This window comes from Dorea sp. D27, from assembly GCF_001185345.1.
GTDB lineage: Bacteria > Bacillota > Clostridia > Lachnospirales > Lachnospiraceae > Extibacter.
Genome location: NZ_KQ236744.1, coordinates 375,805 through 392,385 on the forward strand (window position 1 = coordinate 375,805; position 16,581 = coordinate 392,385).

The window sequence follows — 16,581 nt, forward strand, 5'->3', positions numbered from 1 at the left end:
TATAATCTTATAATCTTGCTGCGGAGCAGCTTTTGCTTTACCGGCTTTCCATGTATCCTTGAAACACATCTGCCACCCTCTGCATATCGTCTCTGGTAAAACGCTGGTCGCAGCTGATGGACATGATGTGGTCATAGATGTAGTGTGCGCCGGGATACTTTTCAATGTCTATGAACGGTGGCACCGGCCAGTATATTTTCGGCGGTATGCCGGCGGCAGCCAGGTGTTTCATGAGGGATTCCCTGTCTTCACAGAGGAAGGGGAAGAACATAGGACAGGTATCCTGCGGAAGGTCCGGGAAAACAGGGCATACCGATGAACTGACAGGAAGATGCTCCAGCAGATACTCATAATTGTCACGGCGCTTCTTAACGGCATCCGCGAGCGGATAATGGAGGATCGTCTGGAGAGACTCGCCGTCGCCTTCCTGCATGTCGAAGATTTCACGCAGCATCCATTCTGCTTTCCAGAACGCATCGGCACTCTTTTTGTTCAATGCTTCGTCTTCGGTTCTTTCATATTCTTCTCTAATCCGGAGCGCGCTGTCTCTTATCTTGAGATGTTCTTCATCCGCCGGGACGGGTGATACGCCAAAGCGTCCCGCACGTTTGAACGCCAGTCCTCCGGAGGCGACTCCCATCCATTTTCGGAGACTCACTGCGATATAGTCGGTGTCAGGGCAGGGCCCAGATGGTGAGAAGGCGGTGTGGGTCGTATCCTGCATGACTGTCACGCCGCTGTTTCTGCATGCCCTGACAAAATCAGTGTCAAAAGTAGAAAAGCCATAATAGCCGCAGATAAGCAGAAAGCTGATTTTGTCTATGAGACTGTCGTCAAACTGGGGTACCAGGCTGTGGTCCACGTCGTAGTAGTAGATCTTGTAGCCCGCTTTTACGAAACAGCCACTAACCGTCTCGCACGTATATGCGGGGAGATAGGCCGTCCGTTTCGTATCTGTGAGCATGGAATCCTGCAGGCAGAAATAGATGGCGCAGCGTCCGGACATAAGGTGTCTTACGTCGCCTGCGTCCGGGCAGACGAGGTCTATGTAACCGTTTGTTTCAGAACTGTTCTTTTCGTAGGGGAAGAATCCTCCTATTTCCATATGTGATACCTCCTGTAATTATAATTATATATTCTGTTTCTTCGGTTGGCTTTTGCAGCGCCGGCTCAGGACGACAGGGTCTTTTTAAAATCCTTTCTTTCAGACTCAGGAACCATATCGATGACGAGACAGGACGCGAGAAGATTCAAGGCTGTCATAGGCAGCGTCAATGAATTATAGAACATCTTCGTCGAAGTCTGGCAGAGAAGCAGGTGGGTGCTGTGCTCGGCCGCCGGTGAAGAGATGCTGTCGGTGATGGTAAGGATAGGGACACCTGTGTCCGCCGCCTTTCTGGCAATGCTCGCCATTGGATAATAATACTTGGGGAAGGAAAAGAAGACGACAAGGTCTCCCTCGCACAGGTGCTGCAGGCGGTTCTGCGTCTCGGCCAGGTCGGCCAGGTCGATCAGTGTGGCGTTGAAATACAGCAGCCGGAGCCTCGCTTCCAGAAAATCACCGAGTATTTTGGAGATGTCATGCGCAAAAATGAATATCCGTCTGCTTTCTTTTATCTTCCCGGCGGCGGCCACGATGGATTCCGGGTTGAATGAAGCTGAGAAATCGGCTACCGCGGCTGCTTCCTGGCGGCAGATGTCTGTTAGCAGCGCCTCCTTTGCAGAGCAAGACGCATTTTCAGGCGGAAAATAAGCAGGCGCGGAGAGCAGGCGTATCATATGCTGTGTGTATTCCCTGAATTCATTCTTCAGCTCCAGGAAGCTGGAACAGCCTATTTTTTCGCAGAAGCGCAGCAGGGTAAGCTCGGAAGAGGCTGTCTGCTGGCTCAGCTGGGCCAGAGTGATATAGCAGACGTCCTCTGGATTATCCATCAGATAGTCTGCGATTCCCTTCTGCTTCTTTGTCAATGCGGGATACATGTCCCGGATTCTCTGTAATATGTCCATGTTGTTTCCTTTCCACAATATAGTACCCTTATAAAAAACAGGCAGCGGTGATGCGTCATAAACTGCTTATAAAATAAATATAAAGAATATATAAACATTTTGCAAGTAAATACTTTACAATTTTGCTGTTATATGTATAATAATAATTAAAAAGTAAAGTAAATACTTTATTTTTTGGGAATTCTGTACATCTCATGATAAATAAAGTAGGTCAGCTTTGCAGAAGGAAGTACAAAAAAGGGAGGAGAGAAGCAGCAATGAAAAAACTATTTGAAAAACACTTTGAGCGCACATGGCTTGTAATCTTTCTGATCATGTTCGTCATCATCATGATTCCGTTTCCGTTCTTTTACAGCGAAACGTATATTCCGGCTATAGGGGGGATTCCCTCATATATCTTCGGATGGTTCGTACATACGGCAATCACGTTTGCCCTGATTATCGTCTATTACAGAATGTGCATGAAGCGAAAAGAATACCACGTGTATGATGAGAAGAACGAGGAAGTTACGGAAGGAGGAGAGGAATAATGTCTGAAGCAATCCAACCATCACCGGCACCGTTTTATACGGTCCTTGCCATATATCTTGGTATTATGGCGTTTATCGGCTGGTATGCCAGCAGAAAGACGAAGAATCTTGGTGATTTCTTCGTTCTCAGCGGAAAAGCCGGCGTAATCGTAAGCGGTATCGCTTACTTTTCTACACAATTTTCCATGGGTACGTTCCTTGGCACTCCGGGTACGATATTTGGCGTCGGTTATGCAGGAATGGCAATCTCGGTTCCTGGTGCTGTATTCTGCATGATTCTGCCGGCCCTTCTGATAGGAAGAAAACTTGTGACGCTTGGGCATGAATACGGTTTTCTTACGATGGCAGACTATCTGACCGACCGCTATCACTCCAGGTCTATGAGCGGCGTGCTCGGTGTCATGATGCTGTTTTTCCTCATCCCGATGATGGGGGCCCAGATCATCGGTGCCGGAGTCATCGTTCACGTATTTACCGGCCTGCCTGAGTGGGTAGGCGTTGTAGGAATGGGAGTTATTGTTATACTATATTGTATGAGCGGCGGAATGAAGGGGGCGATGATGACCGACGTCATCCAGGGATCTCTTATGATAGGTACCGCGGTTGTTACATTTATCGTCTCGGTCGTAATGGGAGGCGGCTTTGAAAATATCAACAGCACGCTTCAGAATATGAATGAGTCTTACCTGACCTTCCCCGGGGCGAACGGGTATATGCCGTGGGCATACTATGTGTCCAACATCGTGCTCTGGTCCTTCTTCACGATGGGGCAGCCCCACTTGTTTACGAAGTTCTTTACGATGAAGGACCATAAGACGATGTTCAAGGCCATACTGCTCGGGACAGGCGGGATGTTCGTCTCCGCCACGCTGATCGAATGGGCGGGTGTGAATGGAATCGCGTCTATACAGAATATCGAGAAGGCAGACCAGATTGTTCCTATGATTCTGCAGCGGGGGCTGAATCCATTCCTGGCTTCCCTGTTCATCGCAGGAATCGTGGCAGCAGGAATGTCAACCATCGACGGGATTCTCGTCACTACGACCGGGGCCGTGACACGAGATATCTATCAGAAGATAGTGAACAAGAAGGCGACCGATGAGAGCGTTATGAAGCTTTCGAAAGTCGTTACCATATTAATCGGCCTGGTCGTAATACTTTTCGGCGTATTCCAGCCGGGCAGCATCTTTGAAATCAACCTATTCGCTTTTTCCGGAATGGCGGTCTTCGTCGTACCGATTCTGTTTGGCATGTACTGGAAGAAATCGACGGCTCCGGGTGCTATAGCAGCCGTGGCGGTAGGCGTAATTGCCCTTCTCAGCTTTACGCTCATTCCGGAAGTGAAGGAACTGGCACATGGATTCCATGCACTGTTCCCGGCTACGATACTCGGTGCGGTTACGATGGTAATTGTCAGCAGGCTGACGCAGGCTCCGCCGCAGGAGACGATTGACCGGCACTTCAAACTGTTCCAGAAAGGTTAGTGCCACATAAAAGAGGAGGTAATTAGATGTATCTTGGAAAGATGACGACAGCCCAGGCAAAAGAGGCGTTTCAGAAAGATCCGGTGCTGGTGATACCGGTGGGAAGCACGGAACAGCACGGCGCACAGTGCGCACTTGGAACAGATTATATGGTGCCGACTTATCTGGCGGACCATGTGGCTGACATGGAAGATGTCATTATCGCTCCCACGGTTCCGTACGGCGTCTGTCCTTATCACCTGAGCTTTGAAGGCAGTATCAATATCGGTTATGAGGGACTGTATATGGTTCTGCACGGAATCATGGATTCGCTCATGCAGCATGGGGTGAGAAGGTTTGCCGTACTGAACGGCCACGGCGGCAATACGCCTTCCATCGACCGCGCGGCACTTGAAGTCTATCATAAGGGCGGCATCTGCGCCAGCATAGACTGGTGGAGCCTGGTAGCAGAGCTGGATGAGAAGTTCCGGGGCGGCCACGGCGACATACTGGAGACGTCTGCTATGATGGCGGTGGACCCGGAGGCGGTGCACCTGGAGCTTGGGCAGCCGATGAATCCGCAGCATCCTTCCGAAAATGTAGAGGCAGCCTATATACAGGCAGTCCGCTATAAGGGCGGCACGGTCCGTCTCGTCAGAGATACGAAGGAGATTGCGCCGAGCGGGTGGTTCGGTCCGTTTGACCCGAAGGACTCGACAGCTGAGCTCGGGCAGGAGGCGCTCGATATATCCGTTGCGTTTATCCGGGGATTCCTGGAGGAAATGAAAGGGTTTGCATGTAAGTAGAAGCGTAGGAGCTTTCGTCCCCGGCCGTGTGTCGCGTACACGGCCGGGATATATTGCTGATCTGCCGGTGATACATTTGCTAAAAGCTATTATTTTCTGAAAACTACTTGACAGATGAAATATTCCATGATAATATAAGAAAGTATTTTAAATGAGATTTGGATTCACATATTTTTGTAAGTCATTCTATCTTAATTTGATGATTTACAAAAATATGTGATTTTTAATTTTTACGAGAAATATAATAAAATATCAGGAGGTATCTTTCATGAATAAAGGTACAGTAAAGTGGTTTAACGCACAAAAAGGATTTGGATTTATCACAAACGAGGCAGACGGAGAAGATGTATTTGTACATTTTTCAGGTATTGCATCTGATGGGTTTAAATCTTTAGAGGATGGCCAGTCGGTAACGTTTGATATTACTGCCGGAAGCCGTGGAAATCAGGCAGTTAACGTATACGCTGCATAGATGGATGCGAAAAGATGCCCTGTGGACGATGGTCCACGGGGTCTTTTTTTCGTTGGGCCGGTCAAATTAGTTGATGATTTGGCACAAAACGATTGCCTTAGGCAAGAAAAGGACTTGCTTTTTCCCGGTATGTATGATACAATATCCGAGCGAATGGAAGTAGGTCTTTTTTTTATGCCTAAAAACGGGCAGCCTCGCAAGCTGCCAGGTAACACGTTAATTATGAAACATAAAGCGAGGTGGAAGTTGTGCGTACAAGAATCACATTGGAATGTACAGAATGCAAGCAGCGTAATTACAACATGACGAAGGATAAGAAAACGCATCCGGAACGCATGGAGACTAAGAAGTACTGTAAATTCTGCAAGTCACACACATTGCACAAGGAAACAAAATAGCCGCCGCAAAGGAGTGGATGTCATGGCTGAACAAAAAACTCAGAAGAAGAGCTGGTTCAAAGGACTTAAGGCAGAATTCAGGAAGATCATTTGGCCAGATAAGATGACACTTGCAAAACAGACAGCGGCAGTCGTTTCTGTGTCTGTTGTACTGGGAATCATTATTGCAGTTATTGATTTTCTCGTACAGAACGGAGTGGATTTATTAGTAAGATAGCACTGATAAACTGCAGGCAAGAAAGGTGATTTTATGTCAGAGGCAAAATGGTACGTTGTTCATACTTATTCAGGGTATGAGAACAAAGTAAAGGCCAACATTGATAAGACAATTGAAAACCGGCACCTGGAAGAACAGATATTAGAAGTCCGTGTCCCCATGCAGGACGTAGTGGAACTGAAAAACGGCGTTCAGAAGGCGACACAGAAAAAGATGTTTCCGGGTTATGTGCTCATCCATATGATTATGAATGACGACACATGGTACGTTGTCCGCAACACAAGAGGCGTGACAGGATTTGTTGGGCCGGGCTCCAAGCCGGTTCCGCTGACAGACGCAGAGATGGCGCCGCTTGGAATCAAGCAGGAGAACATTGTCGTTGACTTTGAAGTGGGCGATACCGTACGGGTAATAGCCGGAGCATGGGCAGATACGGTTGGAGTAATCCAGGCGCTGAACATACCGAAGCAGAGCCTGACAATCAATGTTGAGCTATTCGGCCGCGAAACGCCGGTAGAAATCAGTTTCGCAGAAGTAAAGAAAATGTAGTAGGAAGTGGGAGGGGCGTGTGACGTTCCCGCCAACACCACAAGGAGGTAATTGAAATGGCAAAAAAAGTAGAAGGTTATATTAAGTTACAAATACCTGCCGGCAAAGCTACACCGGCACCACCGGTTGGACCAGCTCTTGGCCAGCACGGTGTAAACATCGTTGAATTTACTAAGCAGTTCAACGCTAAGACTGCGGATCAGGGAGATATGATTATCCCTGTCGTAATTACAGTTTACAATGACAGAAGTTTCAGCTTCATCACAAAGACACCTCCGGCAGCAGTTCTTATCAAGAAAGCCTGCAATATAAAGTCAGGTTCTGGCGTGCCGAATAAGACGAAAGTTGCTACGATTACAAAGGCTCAGCTTCAGGAAATCGCTGAACTGAAGATGCCGGATCTGAATGCTGCAACCGTAGAAGCTGCTATGAGCATGATAGCAGGTACGTGCCGCAGCATGGGTGTTAAAGTAGAAGAATAAGATTAGCCGTATTGTCAATTGTAAATGTTAAATATGTGGGAGGGTTATCCCGACATTACCACGAGGAGGTTTTTTAGAATGAAAAGAGGAAAGAAATATATTGAAGCTGCCAAAGTTATCGACAGAGGAACTCTCTACGATAAAGAAGAGGCGGTTTCACTAGTAAAGAAAACTGCAGTAGCTAAATTCGATGAGACTATCGAGGCTCATATCAGAACCGGATGTGACGGACGTCACGCTGACCAGCAGATTCGTGGAGCAGTCGTACTGCCTCACGGAACAGGCAAGAAGACGAGAATCCTCGTATTTGCCAAAGATGCCAAAGCAGAAGAGGCGAAGGCGGCAGGGGCGGATTACGTAGGAGCGGAAGAGCTCATTCCAAAGATTCAGAATGAGAACTGGTTTGAATTCGACGTAGTAGTCGCTACGCCAGACATGATGGGTGTTGTTGGGCGTCTTGGACGTGTACTCGGACCAAAAGGCCTGATGCCGAACCCGAAGGCTGGAACTGTAACGATGGATGTTGCCAAAGCCGTTCAGGAAATCAAAGCCGGTAAGATTGAATACAGACTCGATAAGACAAACATTATCCATGTGCCAGTAGGTAAAGCATCCTTTACCGAAGAACAACTTGCGGACAACTTCCAGACGCTTATTGATGCAATCAACAAAGCTAAGCCGGCAGCAGTAAAAGGTCAGTTCTTAAAGAGCGTGACGCTTACTTCTACGATGGGACCTGGTGTAAAGATTAACACCGCCAAGCTCGTTTAATTGTATCGTATAATATGAGCCTCCCCGCCATCAAGGCGAGGGGGCTTTTTTGCTTGAGCCGCTGCAGTTCAACAGAATAGAGACTTTGAAAACATGTTCGTCATATTCGAATTGAGGTACCCCGTTATATTTTGATACGATATCGAGAATGGAAGAGATGCCGATTCCCTTTCTGTTTCGGGCTTTTGTAGATAAAAAGGCATTATCTTTTCTGCAGACCATGCCGTTGTAGCTGTTTTCCACAATGATTACGAGCGCACACCCGTGGACTGCATGAAGCCTGAGGCGGATATGCCTGTATTCCTGCGTCTGCCGCTGGCATGCTTCAACTGCATTTTCCAGCAGATTGCCAAGGATAATACATGTGTCAGTATCAGAGAATGGAAGATTTTCATTCAACTGTACGGAGTGTGAAAAAGATATGCCGTTGTCTCTGGACAGCGCTGCATAGTAGGACACGATAGTATTGATGACGACATTATCGCAATAAGATATTGGGCGGAGAGAATCCAGGCTGTATATATATCTATTTAGGAACGCTTCCATGCCGTCATAATCGTTTTCGTCCAGGCAGGCCTTCAGCGCGATGAAGGTGTGGCGGAAGTCGTGACGTATGCGCATGGTTTCCTCGACACGCTGCTGAATCATCTCCGACTGCTTCTGCCGCGCGGCAGCCTGGGCCTCGGATATGTGGAGCTCTTCCTGGAGCTTCGCGTTCCTGGTAGCCTCCACAACCATCTTCAATGCAATCGTATACGTAAAAAAGGTCAAGAGTATCCACAGTATCGGTATAAAGTATATATCATTGACTCCCGTGACCGGCAGCTTTTGGGAGATGATCGGGAATATAGCCAGATAATAAAACAGCCTGTTGCACATAGGTATTCCCCACGATATGCGCCAGAATGCCAGATGCTCCGTCGTGTCCAGAGCCGTACGCAGCAGCCGCTTGAAGAACATCAGTATGAACGGGAATGTCAGCAGCACTACGGCCAGCGTGGACAAGGTTTTAAGCATAGATGCGCTTTCCGGGAGCCTGCCCGTCACAAAATAATGTATCTGGGAGGAGCATACATATATGCTGTCTGTATAGCACATGGCTATGGCGACGGTAAAGAGGCTCTGCGCAAAACTGTATCCCGATGCTGCGCAAAATAGAACCACTCCTGACAGCATGGCTGCGAAGGAAAGAGAAATCATCGTCCATGTGGTGAGCGGTTTTGTATAATATATGTAAGTGGAGCCCAGGTCTATAAACATGAAAGCCGTTATGGAAACGGCGGCTGTTGCATGGTTTGGTGCCCTGAGATGATCGGAAAAGGTCAAGTATAGCACCAGGATGCAGGGGGTGATGAACAGCAATGCATTGCTAATATTATCCGGTGTCATCGACTTTCTCCTTCGGTTACGTACTCGAACAGATAGTTGGCGTATACCTGTCGTATTTCGTTCTTGCGCGCCCTTGAGATGGGGATGCGCTCTTCGGTCGTCAATATAAAATCCTTGCTGTCCATTGACTTGATATAATCCATATTGACCATGCAGTTGCGGTAGCACCAGAGGAACTGAGGATACTTGTCCAGCATCGGGGCAAAATCTGGGAATGACATGTAGGACCGGATGACATTTCGGACCGTGTGGACCTGGATGTAATGGTTGTAGTAGTCTGCATAGATGATATCGGCGATTAGGATACGTGTATAATGGCGTCCTTCTTTCAGCTCGATATAGTGGGAAAATCGTTTTAACGCATTCTGACATCTGGAGAGCGACTCTTCCAGCTGCTCATAGGTAAAAGGCTTGAGCAGATAATCAAGCGCGTGGAGGCGAAAAGCTTTGACTGCATGTTCCTGGCTTGATGTCGTAAAAATGAGCAGACATCTGTCGTCTATCTGCCGGATCTTCTCGGCGATATGGATGCCACTCGTCTCGTCCATGAATATATCTAAGAAAACAAGGTCATATGTCCCGGCAGAAAAGTTGTTTATAAAGCCGGTTCCGTTATCGTATGTATTTATCTGCATATGGACTTTCTGTTCAAAACAGTATCGTTCGATATTCTGTTGCAAATATGTTCTGTCGACAAGAGAATCGTCCACAATAGCAACATTCATTCTGCCTTCCTCCCAAAGTAAAAAATTCTGGTTATATAATAACATACTATGAGAATTGAGGTCTCGTAATAAACGGTAAAAATAGCACTATTATGGTAAAATGGTGGCGGTAAAAGCAGGCTGTAAAAATAAGGTGTTGACAACATTTGGCCGTGATGATATAATAGCAAAGCGATGACTGCCGAAGACAGCAGGTGCTTTGAAACAGCGTAAGTGGTGATACACGCCTGCCGAGGATGATATGAGATTCGATTTCTATGAATTTGTACAACCTCTGCGTCTTATGGTCCAGGGGTTTTTATTATGTATAGAAAACGTTGTTCTTTTGGCAGCAGACTAAACTATAAGGAGGTGCACCATTTTCATGGCAAAAGTTGAGTTAAAACAACCAATCGTAGATACCATTGCAGGTGAAGTCAAGGATGCAGCATCAGTTGTACTTGTCGATTACCGCGGACTTACAGTTGCGCAGGATACGGAATTGCGTAAGCAGCTTAGGGATGCCGGTATCATCTATAAGGTATACAAGAACACTATGATGAAAAGAGCTTTTGAGGGAACCGAGTATGCGGCTTTAGAAGAACATCTTGCAGGGCCTAGCGCTATTGCAATCTCTAAAGAGGATGCAACTGCCCCGGCGAGAATCCTGTGCAAGTTTGCAAAGGACGCAAAAGCGCTTGAATTAAAAGCTGGCGTGATTGAAGGCGCGGTTTATGACACGGAAGGTCTTACGGAGTTGTCCAAGATTCCTTCAAGAGAAGAACTGCTTTCCAAACTGCTTGGAAGCTTACAGTCACCAATTACAAACTTTGCCCGTGTTATTAAGCAGATTGCGGAACAGGGCGGAGAGACAGCAGAAGAGGCTCCGGTAGCAGAAGAAGCCCCGGCGGCAGAAGCTCCGGCTGCAGAGACTGCGGAAGCGACAGAGGAATAATTGAAATAAAAATCATAAAATTGGAGGAAAATAAAATGGCTAAAATAACAGCAGCTGAGATGATTGAAGCAATCAAAGAATTATCAGTATTAGAATTAAACGATCTGGTTAAAGCATGTGAAGAAGAATTCGGTGTATCCGCGGCAGCAGGTGTTGTAGTTGCAGCAGCAGGCGGAGAAGCAGCGGCAGCAGAAGAAAAAGACGAATTTGACGTAGAATTAGTTTCTGCAGGTTCTTCTAAAGTTAAGGTAATCAAGGTAGTACGTGAGATTACAGGACTTGGATTAAAAGAAGCAAAAGAATTAGTTGACGGAGCTCCGAAAGTAGTAAAAGAAGGCGCTTCTAAGGCTGAGGCTGAAGAAATCAAAGCAAAACTGGAAGGCGAAGGAGCAGAAGTCAACCTTAAATAATCAAGGTTCTATCTGCGGAAGCTTACTGAAGAAGGGGAATCCAACTCGTTGGAATTTCCCTTCTTTTTTTAAAATGGATGTGTTATAGTATTTCTAGATCCCTTTGGAACAGGGGGAAAAGAATGGAAGGTCGTAAGGGATGAAAGTAAGTGTCAGAAAAATAAGCGAAATTACCGGTTTTTCTCCTGCGACAGTTTCCAATGCATTGAATCATAAAAAAGGCGTGAATAAAGAGACGGCTGATAGAATTCTTAAGACGGCAGAGGAACTGGGGTACAGACTGGACGAAAAGATCAGTAAGATAAGGTTTGTGATTTTTCGGAGGAATGGATTGATCATAGATGACAGTCCGTTCCATCCTGCTGTAATAGAGGGGGTGGAAAGACAGGCGAAGTCTATGGGGTATGAGACTGTCTTCAACCATGTGGATATCAATGACATGGAGTATGGAACACAGCTTCAGGAGATACTTTCTGATACGGAAAGTGCGATAGTGCTGCTCGGCACGGAGATGCTGGAAGAGGATTTTGAACCGTATACGCATGCAAAGAATAAGATTATACTTCTGGACGGCTGGAGCGACCGGTACTTTTTTGACAGTGTACTGATAAGCAATACGGATTCGGCAGCCAGAGCGGTCGAATATCTGATTGGCAAAGGGCATCGTGATATCGGTTATCTGCGTGGGGATTTCCGTATACAGGCATTCTGCTACCGTGAAATTGGCTACAGAAGAATTATGGACAGGCATCATCTTCCGGTCCAGCCTGAATTTGTCGCGACTGTAGGCACGAGGATTGAAACTGCATATGAAGGCATGCGGACATATCTGGAGGAGACGCCTATCCTGCCTACGGCATTTTTTGCGGATAACGATACTATCGCGATTGGAGCGATGCAGGCTCTGAAAGAACGCGGCTATGACATACCAGGAGATGTGTCTATCATAGGATTTGACAACATCTCATTCGGCGCCATCTCTGATCCGCCCCTTACGACGATCAACGTGTATAAGCACGAGATGGGTGAGATGGCGGTGAGGGAGCTTATGCGTGCGGTCGAGGATGGAAAGAAGATTAAGACGAAGATACAAGTGTGCACCGACTTTGTGGAGCGTGCGAGCGTGAGAAAAATATAGCAGGCGTCAGGCGGCAGAAACGTATCGCCTGACTGCGGCATGGGATACAGCCGGTCTGCCGGCCCTTGTTTTTACTAATGATGTAAATGAGGACGGCAGGCCGGCTGTTTTTCTGTGACGGAGGATGAGGCCGTACCGCAGGATGGATGCTGTTTACAATATTCTACAAATAGCGACAGAGTTTATATAAACGTTAATATAAATATTTACATAAACATTTATCAAAACAACATCATAAATGTGAACAAAATGTAAATGTGGATTAAATGAACTGTAAATAATAGACAAAATTGAGGTATAATATCTATTATAATTAAACAAAACGTAAATGAAACGAGGATTTTTTGATAAAAAGTATTGAATAATTTATATAAACGTTTATAATACAGGTATAAACAGTTAAGGGGCGGTGAAAAAGTGAAAGTCAGTATAAGAAAGATAAGCCAGATTACAGGTTTTTCTCCTGCAACTGTCTCAAACGCTTTGAATCGCAAGAAAGGAGTCAATGCTGCTACTTCTGAAAAGATATTCAAAGCTGCAGAGACGCTTGGGTATCAACAGGAAAAGACAATTACGAAGATAAAGTTCGTTACCTACAGAAAAAACGGACTTATCATAGATGACAGCCAGATATTTCCGGCCATGATAGAAGGTGTTGAGCGTCAGGCCAAGGATCTCGGTTATGAGACGACATTCAGCCATCTGAATTATGAAGATGAGTCTTTTGAACTCAGGCTGAGGGAGTTTCTTGAAGATACAAACTGCCTGGCAATACTGCTGGGAACAGAGATGATGGAAGAAGACTATGTACCTTTTTATGACTATAAAGGCTATCTGATAGTGCTGGACGGCTGGAGCGATGAAATGCTATTTGACGGTGTACTGATTAACAATACGGATGCAGTCTGTAATGCGATGGAATATCTGGTTGACAAAGGACATGTGGAAATCGGCTATCTGAGAGGGGATTACCGTATTAAGGCATTCCGGTACCGAGAATATGGCTACCACAGGGTGGTAGGCAAATACGGGCTCAAGGAGGAGCCTGAATTCCAGATAACCTTAGGGACGAAGCTGGAGTCGGCATATCAGGATATGAAGAGACATCTGGAAAGCACCGGCAGGCTTCCGACCGCATTTATTGCTGATAACGACGTAATAGCCATCGGAGCTATGAGAGCTATGAAAGAGAAGGGAATCCGGATTCCGGAAGACATATCCATCGTCGGATTTGATGATATCGGTTTCGGGACCGTTTCCACCCCGGGGCTTACGACAATCCGGGTGTTTAAGCAGGAGATGGGAGAGGTGGCAGTGAGAAGGGCGCTGGACCATATCAAATATTCTGGAAAAAATGTAAAGATGAAGATTCAGGTCTGCACACAGTTTATAGAAAGAGACAGTGTCAGACGAATTGATAGATAGACAATACAATAAAGTATAGCATCGGATTGAAGTATGTGTACCCTCGTCAAGCGATGCTGGGAATGGAGGAAGAAAAATGGCAACTATCAAATTGGGATTTGCGCCGACGAGAAGAAGCATCTTCAGTGCGCCGGATGCAATCAAGTACAGAGGACTGACGGCAGACAGGCTGAGAGAGCTGGGAATCGATTTTGTAGATATCGATGACATCAATGAGGAAGGTCTCCTGTATGACGACAATGACGTGAAGAAGATAGCGGCAAAGTTTAAGAAGGAAGGCGTTGACGGAATCATGTTCCCTCACTGCAACTTCGGTACGGAATATGTCTGTGCGAGGCTTGCGAAAGAGATGGATGTACCGGTGATGCTCTGGGGTCCGCTTGACGAGCGCCCGGATGAGAACGGTGTGAGGCTGAGAGATACACAGTGCGGACTGTTTGCTACGGGCAAAGTGCTGAGGAGATTCCAGATTCCATTTACATACGTGACGAACTGCAGACTGAAGGACCCTGTATTTGAGAGGGGATTGAGAGACTTTATCGCGGTGTGCAATGTAGTAAAGACTTTCCGCAACATAAGGATTCTCCAGATATCCACGAGGCCGTTCGACTTCTGGACGACGATGTGCAATGAAGGAGAGCTTCTGGAAAAATTTAATGTGCAGCTCGCTCCTGTTCCGATGACGGAACTTACGGAGGAAGTGAAAGCGGTGAAAGCAGAAGGCGGAAAACTGGCGGACATGATTTCGTATATCAGGGAGAACATGGAGGTCAAGATAAAAGAGAACGAAGTGGAGAACGTGGCTGCTCTTGCGGTTGCTATGGAACAGCTTGTAGATAAGTACGGCTGCGGCGCCGCTGCCATCCAGTGCTGGAATGCGCTTCAGACGGAATTAGGGGTTATGCCGTGTGCAGCCAACGCGATTTTGAATGACAAAGGGATACCGGTCGTGTGTGAAACGGACATCCACGGTGCCATCACGGCTCTTATAGTTGAGGCGGCAGGCATGGGAGAGACGAGAGGGTTTTTTGCAGACTGGACCATCCGCCACCCTGATATTGAAAACGGGGAACTTCTGCAGCACTGCGGTCCATGGCCCATCTCGGTGGCAAAGGAAAAGCCGCAGCTTACATATCCGCTTGCATTTGACCATCCGGGAAGCCTTACGGCAGAAGCGAAACATGGCGACGTGACACTATGCCGGTTTGACGGGGATAACGGAGAATACTCGCTGCTTCTTGGGAATGCAAAGGGCGTGGACGGACCGAAAGGAATGGGGACGTACCTCTGGGTGGAAGTAGACAACATCAAGCGTCTGGAAGCAAAGATTGTGGAAGGGCCTTACATCCATCACTGCGTAGGTATCCACAAGGACGTAGTCCCGGTATTATATGAAGCATGTAAATATATTGGCGTAAAACCTGATCTGTATGACCCGATTGAAGAAGACGTCAAAGCATATTTAAGAGGAGAATGATTATGAGCAATCTGAAAGCATTAGCCTACGGGCTGAGAGAAACCGTAATCGACATGATCGTCGAGGGGAAGGCGGGGCACATCGGCGGCGACATGAGCGTGATGGAGATCCTGACGGAGCTGTACTTCTGCCAGATGAACGTAAGCCCGGAGAACCAGGACGACCCGGACCGCGACAGGTTCGTCATGAGCAAGGGGCACTCCGTGGAAGCCTACTACGCGGTGCTGGCGGAGAAGGGGTTCTTCGACAAGGCGGAGCTCGTCTCCACCTTCAGCAAGTTCGGCTCCAGGTTCATCGGCCACCCGAACAACAAGCTGCCGGGCGTGGAGATGAACTCCGGGTCCCTCGGGCACGGCCTTCCGGTCTGCGTCGGCATGGCGCTGGCGGGGAAGATGGACGGCCGGGACTATCGGGTGTACACGGTGATGGGCGACGGCGAGCTGGCGGAGGGCTCCGTATGGGAAGGGGCCATGGCGGCCAGCCAGTACAGGCTCGACAACCTGTGCGCGGTGGTGGACCGGAACCGCCTGCAGATCTCCGGCAGCACGGAGGACGTGATGGGGCACGACGACCTGCATGAGAGGTTCGGCTCCTTCGGCTGGCACGTGATCGACGTGGCGGACGGCAACGACATGGATGAGCTGCATGCGGCGTTCGGGGAGGCGAAGACGGTGAAGGGGCAGCCCACCGTGCTGATTGCCAACACGGTGAAGGGGAAGGGGTCTTCCGTGATGGAGGACAAGGCGAACTGGCACCATAAGGTACCGAACGGAGAGGAGCTTGCGCAGATAAGGAAGGACCTGGGGGAAAAGAAGGCAGAGCTGGAAAAGGAGGGAGCGCTTCATGGCTAAGATAGCGAACAAGCAGGTGATATGTGAAGTATTGATGGAGGCGGCAAGGACGGACAGGGACGTGGTGGCGCTGTGCAGCGACTCCCGGGGGAGCGCGTCGTTCACGCCGTTCGCAGACGGGCTGCCGGAGCAGTTCGTGGAGACGGGGATCGCGGAGCAGAACCTGGTGAGCATCTCGGCGGGGCTGGCGAAGTGCGGGAAGAAGCCGTACGCGGCATCGCCGGCGTGCTTCCTGTCGACGAGGAGCTATGAGCAGTGCAAGATAGACGTGGCGTATTCGGACACGAACGTGAAGCTGATCGGGATCAGCGGAGGGGTGAGCTACGGAGCGCTGGGGATGAGCCACCACTCGGCGCAGGACATCGCGGCGATGTCGGCGGTGCCGAACATGCGGGTGTACCTGCCGAGCGACCGGCTGCAGACGGAGCTTCTTACGAAGGCGCTGCTGGAGGATGAGAAGCCGGCGTACATCCGGGTAGGCCGGAACGCGGTGGAGGACGTATACGAGGAAGGGAAGGTGCCCTTCGAGATGAATAA

20 protein-coding genes and 1 other annotated feature are annotated in these 16,581 nt (G+C 48.2%); of the genes, 16 read left to right on the plus strand and 4 right to left on the minus strand.

Annotation, left to right across the window (positions count from 1 at the left end; all coding sequences use genetic code 11):
- Nucleotides 1–37 precede the first annotated feature (37 nt).
- Together HMPREF0980_RS08280 and HMPREF0980_RS08285 are read right to left on the minus strand one after the other, a co-directional pair.
- Nucleotides 38–1,105 carry an aspartate aminotransferase family protein gene (locus tag HMPREF0980_RS08280; protein WP_049728675.1) on the minus strand — a complete coding sequence of 356 codons (1,068 nt, stop codon included), beginning with the start codon at nt 1,103–1,105 and terminating at the stop codon, nt 38–40.
- A 65-nt stretch (nt 1,106–1,170) separates the two neighbouring features.
- Complete coding sequence (locus HMPREF0980_RS08285; protein WP_049728676.1) at nt 1,171–2,007, minus strand: MurR/RpiR family transcriptional regulator; 837 nt, start codon at nt 2,005–2,007, stop codon at nt 1,171–1,173.
- 257 nt (nt 2,008–2,264) lie between these two features.
- Here HMPREF0980_RS08285 and HMPREF0980_RS08290 point away from each other — a divergent pair, with 257 nt between their 5' ends.
- The 9 genes from HMPREF0980_RS08290 to rplA all read left to right on the plus strand — a co-directional run bounded on the left by HMPREF0980_RS08290 (nt 2,265) and on the right by rplA (nt 7,695).
- Entirely contained in the window at nt 2,265–2,537 is a 273-nt protein-coding gene (locus HMPREF0980_RS08290; protein WP_049728677.1) for a hypothetical protein, read from the plus strand.
- Entirely contained in the window at nt 2,537–4,021 is a 1,485-nt protein-coding gene (locus HMPREF0980_RS08295) for a sodium/pantothenate symporter (protein ID WP_049728678.1), read from the plus strand. The genes HMPREF0980_RS08290 and HMPREF0980_RS08295 overlap by 1 nt, the downstream gene beginning before the upstream one ends.
- Nucleotides 4,022–4,047: 26 nt before the next feature.
- The gene (locus HMPREF0980_RS08300) at nt 4,048–4,806 is read left to right on the plus strand and encodes a creatininase family protein (protein ID WP_049728679.1); all 759 of its coding nucleotides are present in this window, start codon (nt 4,048–4,050) and stop codon (nt 4,804–4,806) included.
- Nucleotides 4,807–5,074: 268 nt separating this feature from the next.
- The gene (locus HMPREF0980_RS08305) at nt 5,075–5,278 is read left to right on the plus strand and encodes a cold-shock protein (RefSeq protein ID WP_049728680.1); all 204 of its coding nucleotides are present in this window, start codon (nt 5,075–5,077) and stop codon (nt 5,276–5,278) included.
- A gap of 248 nt (nt 5,279–5,526) precedes the next feature.
- On the plus strand, nt 5,527–5,676 hold the full coding sequence (rpmG, locus tag HMPREF0980_RS18610) for a 50S ribosomal protein L33 (RefSeq protein ID WP_005332089.1): 150 nt from the start codon (nt 5,527–5,529) through the stop codon (nt 5,674–5,676).
- 22 nt (nt 5,677–5,698) lie between these two features.
- Nucleotides 5,699–5,893 (plus strand): preprotein translocase subunit SecE, encoded by a 195-nt coding sequence (gene secE, locus HMPREF0980_RS08315; RefSeq protein WP_049728682.1) that lies wholly within the window; start codon nt 5,699–5,701, stop codon nt 5,891–5,893.
- Nucleotides 5,894–5,926: 33 nt separating this feature from the next.
- Nucleotides 5,927–6,442 carry a transcription termination/antitermination protein NusG gene (gene nusG / locus HMPREF0980_RS08320; RefSeq protein ID WP_049728683.1) on the plus strand — a complete coding sequence of 172 codons (516 nt, stop codon included), beginning with the start codon at nt 5,927–5,929 and terminating at the stop codon, nt 6,440–6,442.
- 56 nt (nt 6,443–6,498) lie between these two features.
- Nucleotides 6,499–6,924, plus strand: a complete 426-nt coding sequence (gene rplK / locus HMPREF0980_RS08325; RefSeq protein ID WP_006443239.1) for a 50S ribosomal protein L11 — start codon at nt 6,499–6,501, stop codon at nt 6,922–6,924.
- Nucleotides 6,925–7,002: 78 nt separating this feature from the next.
- Entirely contained in the window at nt 7,003–7,695 is a 693-nt protein-coding gene (rplA, locus tag HMPREF0980_RS08330) for a 50S ribosomal protein L1 (protein ID WP_049728684.1), read from the plus strand.
- A 30-nt stretch (nt 7,696–7,725) separates the two neighbouring features.
- Here rplA and HMPREF0980_RS08335 read toward each other — a convergent pair whose 3' ends face one another.
- Together HMPREF0980_RS08335 and HMPREF0980_RS08340 are read right to left on the minus strand one after the other, a co-directional pair.
- Nucleotides 7,726–9,084, minus strand: coding sequence for an ATP-binding protein (locus tag HMPREF0980_RS08335; protein WP_049728685.1), 1,359 nt, complete (start codon nt 9,082–9,084; stop codon nt 7,726–7,728).
- The gene (locus HMPREF0980_RS08340) at nt 9,081–9,809 is read right to left on the minus strand and encodes a LytR/AlgR family response regulator transcription factor (RefSeq protein WP_049728686.1); all 729 of its coding nucleotides are present in this window, start codon (nt 9,807–9,809) and stop codon (nt 9,081–9,083) included. Before HMPREF0980_RS08340 ends, HMPREF0980_RS08335 begins: the two co-directional genes overlap by 4 nt.
- Before the next feature lie 163 nt (nt 9,810–9,972).
- Nucleotides 9,973–10,119: a sequence feature (ribosomal protein L10 leader region), on the plus strand.
- Nucleotides 10,120–10,173: 54 nt separating this feature from the next.
- Between HMPREF0980_RS08340 and rplJ the strand changes: the two genes are divergently transcribed.
- The 7 genes from rplJ to HMPREF0980_RS08375 form a co-directional block, all read left to right on the plus strand.
- Entirely contained in the window at nt 10,174–10,743 is a 570-nt protein-coding gene (rplJ, locus tag HMPREF0980_RS08345) for a 50S ribosomal protein L10 (RefSeq protein WP_049728687.1), read from the plus strand.
- 35 nt (nt 10,744–10,778) lie between these two features.
- Entirely contained in the window at nt 10,779–11,153 is a 375-nt protein-coding gene (gene rplL, locus HMPREF0980_RS08350; protein WP_049728688.1) for a 50S ribosomal protein L7/L12, read from the plus strand.
- Between the two features lie 139 nt (nt 11,154–11,292).
- Nucleotides 11,293–12,291, plus strand: coding sequence for a LacI family DNA-binding transcriptional regulator (locus HMPREF0980_RS08355; protein ID WP_049728689.1), 999 nt, complete (start codon nt 11,293–11,295; stop codon nt 12,289–12,291).
- Nucleotides 12,292–12,708: 417 nt separating this feature from the next.
- Nucleotides 12,709–13,716 (plus strand): LacI family DNA-binding transcriptional regulator, encoded by a 1,008-nt coding sequence (locus HMPREF0980_RS08360; protein ID WP_049728690.1) that lies wholly within the window; start codon nt 12,709–12,711, stop codon nt 13,714–13,716.
- 76 nt (nt 13,717–13,792) lie between these two features.
- A complete protein-coding gene (locus tag HMPREF0980_RS08365; RefSeq protein WP_049728691.1) occupies nt 13,793–15,193 on the plus strand; it encodes an L-fucose/L-arabinose isomerase family protein in 1,401 nt (466 codons plus the stop codon).
- Between the two features lie 2 nt (nt 15,194–15,195).
- Complete coding sequence (locus HMPREF0980_RS08370) at nt 15,196–16,044, plus strand: transketolase (RefSeq protein WP_049728692.1); 849 nt, start codon at nt 15,196–15,198, stop codon at nt 16,042–16,044.
- The coding region (locus HMPREF0980_RS08375) for a transketolase family protein (RefSeq protein ID WP_330375878.1) at nt 16,037–16,581 on the plus strand (545 nt) is incomplete at its 3' end. The genes HMPREF0980_RS08370 and HMPREF0980_RS08375, both read left to right, overlap by 8 nt.

Bases quoted from the DNA above. Each gene is read 5' to 3' on its own strand.
- HMPREF0980_RS08280 (WP_049728675.1), bottom strand. From the start codon at position 1,105: ATGGAAATAGGAGGATTCTTCCCCTACGAAAAGAACAGTTCTGAAACA.
- HMPREF0980_RS08285 (WP_049728676.1), bottom strand. From the start codon at position 2,007: ATGGACATATTACAGAGAATCCGGGACATGTATCCCGCATTGACAAAG.
- HMPREF0980_RS08290 (WP_049728677.1), top strand. From the start codon at position 2,265: ATGAAAAAACTATTTGAAAAACACTTTGAGCGCACATGGCTTGTAATC.
- HMPREF0980_RS08295 (WP_049728678.1), top strand. From the start codon at position 2,537: ATGTCTGAAGCAATCCAACCATCACCGGCACCGTTTTATACGGTCCTT.
- HMPREF0980_RS08300 (WP_049728679.1), top strand. From the start codon at position 4,048: ATGTATCTTGGAAAGATGACGACAGCCCAGGCAAAAGAGGCGTTTCAG.
- HMPREF0980_RS08305 (WP_049728680.1), top strand. From the start codon at position 5,075: ATGAATAAAGGTACAGTAAAGTGGTTTAACGCACAAAAAGGATTTGGA.
- secE (WP_049728682.1), top strand. From the start codon at position 5,699: ATGGCTGAACAAAAAACTCAGAAGAAGAGCTGGTTCAAAGGACTTAAG.
- nusG (WP_049728683.1), top strand. From the start codon at position 5,927: ATGTCAGAGGCAAAATGGTACGTTGTTCATACTTATTCAGGGTATGAG.
- rplK (WP_006443239.1), top strand. From the start codon at position 6,499: ATGGCAAAAAAAGTAGAAGGTTATATTAAGTTACAAATACCTGCCGGC.
- rplA (WP_049728684.1), top strand. From the start codon at position 7,003: ATGAAAAGAGGAAAGAAATATATTGAAGCTGCCAAAGTTATCGACAGA.
- HMPREF0980_RS08335 (WP_049728685.1), bottom strand. From the start codon at position 9,084: ATGACACCGGATAATATTAGCAATGCATTGCTGTTCATCACCCCCTGC.
- HMPREF0980_RS08340 (WP_049728686.1), bottom strand. From the start codon at position 9,809: ATGAATGTTGCTATTGTGGACGATTCTCTTGTCGACAGAACATATTTG.
- rplJ (WP_049728687.1), top strand. From the start codon at position 10,174: ATGGCAAAAGTTGAGTTAAAACAACCAATCGTAGATACCATTGCAGGT.
- rplL (WP_049728688.1), top strand. From the start codon at position 10,779: ATGGCTAAAATAACAGCAGCTGAGATGATTGAAGCAATCAAAGAATTA.
- HMPREF0980_RS08355 (WP_049728689.1), top strand. From the start codon at position 11,293: ATGAAAGTAAGTGTCAGAAAAATAAGCGAAATTACCGGTTTTTCTCCT.
- HMPREF0980_RS08365 (WP_049728691.1), top strand. From the start codon at position 13,793: ATGGCAACTATCAAATTGGGATTTGCGCCGACGAGAAGAAGCATCTTC.
- HMPREF0980_RS08370 (WP_049728692.1), top strand. From the start codon at position 15,196: ATGAGCAATCTGAAAGCATTAGCCTACGGGCTGAGAGAAACCGTAATC.